Origin of the sequence: Winogradskyella pacifica, assembly GCF_013403915.1 — a bacterium.
GTDB lineage: Bacteria > Bacteroidota > Bacteroidia > Flavobacteriales > Flavobacteriaceae > Winogradskyella > Winogradskyella pacifica.
In genome coordinates, this window is record NZ_JABFDI010000038.1 from 1 (window position 1) to 2,977 (window position 2,977).

General features: G+C 31.0%; 5 protein-coding genes. All 5 read left to right on the forward strand.

Features of this window, described 5'->3' with window-relative positions; genetic code table 11:
• Nucleotides 1–274 precede the first annotated feature (274 nt).
• The 5 genes from HM984_RS17220 to HM984_RS17240 all read left to right on the forward strand — a co-directional run bounded on the left by HM984_RS17220 (nucleotide 275) and on the right by HM984_RS17240 (nucleotide 2,733).
• Complete coding sequence (locus tag HM984_RS17220; RefSeq protein WP_054729199.1) at nucleotides 275–568, forward strand: type II toxin-antitoxin system HigB family toxin; 294 nt, start codon at nucleotides 275–277, stop codon at nucleotides 566–568.
• Between the two features lie 2 nt (nucleotides 569–570).
• Complete coding sequence (locus HM984_RS17225; RefSeq protein ID WP_068449010.1) at nucleotides 571–927, forward strand: helix-turn-helix domain-containing protein; 357 nt, start codon at nucleotides 571–573, stop codon at nucleotides 925–927.
• 215 nt (nucleotides 928–1,142) lie between these two features.
• Nucleotides 1,143–1,361, forward strand: a complete 219-nt coding sequence (locus HM984_RS17230; RefSeq protein WP_115813108.1) for a hypothetical protein — start codon at nucleotides 1,143–1,145, stop codon at nucleotides 1,359–1,361.
• Nucleotides 1,361–1,666: a type II toxin-antitoxin system RelE/ParE family toxin gene (locus HM984_RS17235; RefSeq protein ID WP_115813110.1), complete on the forward strand. Its 306-nt coding sequence runs from the start codon at nucleotides 1,361–1,363 to the stop codon at nucleotides 1,664–1,666. The genes HM984_RS17230 and HM984_RS17235 overlap by 1 nt, the downstream gene beginning before the upstream one ends.
• 665 nt (nucleotides 1,667–2,331) lie before the next feature.
• The gene (locus tag HM984_RS17240) at nucleotides 2,332–2,733 is read left to right on the forward strand and encodes a hypothetical protein (protein ID WP_179350085.1); all 402 of its coding nucleotides are present in this window, start codon (nucleotides 2,332–2,334) and stop codon (nucleotides 2,731–2,733) included.
• Nucleotides 2,734–2,977 lie beyond the last annotated feature (244 nt).

Consider the following 2,977-nt stretch of genomic DNA (forward strand, 5'->3'; position numbering starts at 1 on the left):
TTTTTGCATTGGTAATTCAAGGAGCATTTCGGATTTTGAAATTAAGTAAGTGAACGAAAAAAGCACTACTTACAACACCGTATATAATTTATTGCTAGTTCTAGCCTACTTACGAAAATCCTCGCGGATTTTCTATTCGGTTTTTATTTGTTAACTTAGTTGCTTAACCACGCAACAAACCATATACAAACACGTTGCCAACAAGCTAAAAAAAACGAACTAATTACCAAATTGGTAACTTTTTTTTATTATCTTTGCGTCAAACAATTATAATGTGAGAGTAATCGCAAAACGAACTTTACGAGATTTTTGGGAAAAACACGCTGATTGTGAAGAACAATTAAAATCGTGGTATAGAGAAACTGAAAAATCCGAATGGAACAATATTAACGAATTAAAAAGTGAATATCCGAGTGCTAGTATTTTAAAAGACAATCGAATTGTTTACAATATTAAAGGTAATAATTATCGTTTGATTGTAAAATTTAATTTTGAATACGGAATATGCTGGATAAGGTTTATCGGAACTCACGCTGAATATGATAAAATTGACGCAAATAATATCTAATTATGAAAATATTACCAATTAGAAACGAAAAAGACTATCAAAACGCACTCAACAGACTTGAGGAAATTTTTGATGCAAAAAAAGGAACGGAAGATGGAGACGAATTGGAAATCCTATCAATTTTGATTGATAGATATGAAAATGAACAATTCCCAATCGGAATGCCTGACCCAATAGAAGCAATTAAATTCCGAATGGAACAAATGGGAATGAAACAAAAGGATTTAGCAGAAGTTGTTGGATTTAAAAGCAGAGTTAGCGAAATTTTGAATAAAAAAAGAAAACTGACTCTAGATATGATTAGAAAACTCAACACTACTCTACATATCCCTACTGAAGTTTTAATTCAAGATTATTAATTAAAAAAAGCCAGTTGGCAACACCGTGTATAATTAATTGCTTGGTTCTAGCCTACTTGCGAAAATTCCTGCGGAATTTTCTCTGGTTCGTAAAAGTTTGCTAAATTAGTTGCTAAACCACGCAACTAACCATACACAAACACGTTGGGCTTCATACTGACAAAAAATCGAACTGAATCATATTTTTTGTACATTTGATTAAAAGAAACTTTAAAATGGACATCCGAACAACAAAACTTGAACTACTAAAAACGATTTTGGAGACTGAAAACACTGATTTTATCCAAAGAGTAGCTGACTTTGTCAAAAAAGAAAAAGTCGATTTTTGGGATGAATTGACTTTATTTGAACAAACTGAAATAAAACAGGGTATTGAGGAATTGGATAAAGGTAAAAGAGTTTCTTACGAGTCATTCCTCAAGAAAATTTCTTAATGAAAGTGTTTTTATCCGAACTTGCCGAATCAAAACTTCTAAAACTATCTGAATATTTAATCGAAGAGTGGAATTTAAAAACTCGTGACAAGTTTATCTCAAAGCTGAACGATAAAATCAAACAAATATCAAGTCAACCTGATAGTTGTCCGAAATCCTCGGAATTTAAAAATCTTTATAAATGTGTTGTAACAAAGCAAACGACATTTTTCTACAGAATAATAGCTGAACAAAAAGAAATAGAAATAATTACAATTTTTGACACACGACAAAATCCTGATAAATTACAAAAGGACATCGATTAAAAAGTACGAAAGCCCAACACCGTATATAATTTATTGCTACTTCTAGCCTATTTGCAATTATCCTTGTAAGGTTTAGTTTCCGTTTTTATTTGTTAAATTAGTTGCTTAAACATCGCAACAAACCATATACAAAACCGTTGGCAGCAAGTTGTGCCGATTTACAATTTTCCTTCTTCCTCTTATATTCTGTACTTGTTTTTTAGGTCCAAAAAATTTCAAGATTGCGCAGAAAAAATTAAATTTAAAAATATGATTCTTAAAAAAAAAATCAAAACTTGCGTCTGAACTCTGCACAAAAAAACAATCTGAATATAGAATTATTAATGAAAAAAATTAAACAATTCCTGGAGCTACCTTCCTTAAAAACGTACGAATAAAAAATAAATTTATCAGCATTTCGCAAGTATAACGGCTATTTAATAAAAAATTAAAACCTGCTGCCAACAATGTATATAATTTATTGCTGCTTCTAGCCTACTCACGAAAAGCCCTTCGGCTTTTCTATTCCGTTATTATTTGCTAAATTACGTGCAAGCAACACGCAACAAATCATATACGAGACCGTTACCTGCAAGCTGAACAAACCAATGAAAAACATTTTTAAATTTATTCTTATAGTATGTTTACTTACATCTTGCTCGAATCAAGAAAAGCGGATAATACTATTGGAAAAAGAATTAAATATTGAGCTTGGAAATGATTATAAAATAATACAGGATGACGATGTTTCTCATAATGGATTTGAAAGTGATTACACTCTAAAACTGAAAATAGAACTGAACAAAAATGACCTCGAAAGAATTGTTGAGCAAATAGAATCTGAACCATATTATGACCAACTTGGTAAGTTAAGAAGTGAAACTGGACGTTACAGACTCGCAGGACAAGAGAATATTGATTATTTTAAAAACGCAACTGACTCTTTGAAAAAAACAAAATATCGTGGAAGTTGGTTTAAAACAAATACTGGTTTTGAATTTATGGACTTGGGAAATAAAATGGAACCAATTGATGCGGAAATTAACTTAACGGAACTTACTCTGAAATTTGAATTTAGCCATTTATGAAAACTGAACTGATTAAAAAGCCAGCAGGTAACACCGTGTATAATTAATTGCTTTGGCAAGTGCTTATTTGGAAAATTCCTTCGGAATTTTCTCTGGCAAGTATTTGTTTACTAAATTAGTTGCTTAACCACGCAACTAACCATACACAATCACGTTGTAGCACATTATGACTTGTACTGAAAAAAGGCTACATAATTTCAAACAATTATGTATAAAAATGACAAAGTAATTAGACGTTACAGTG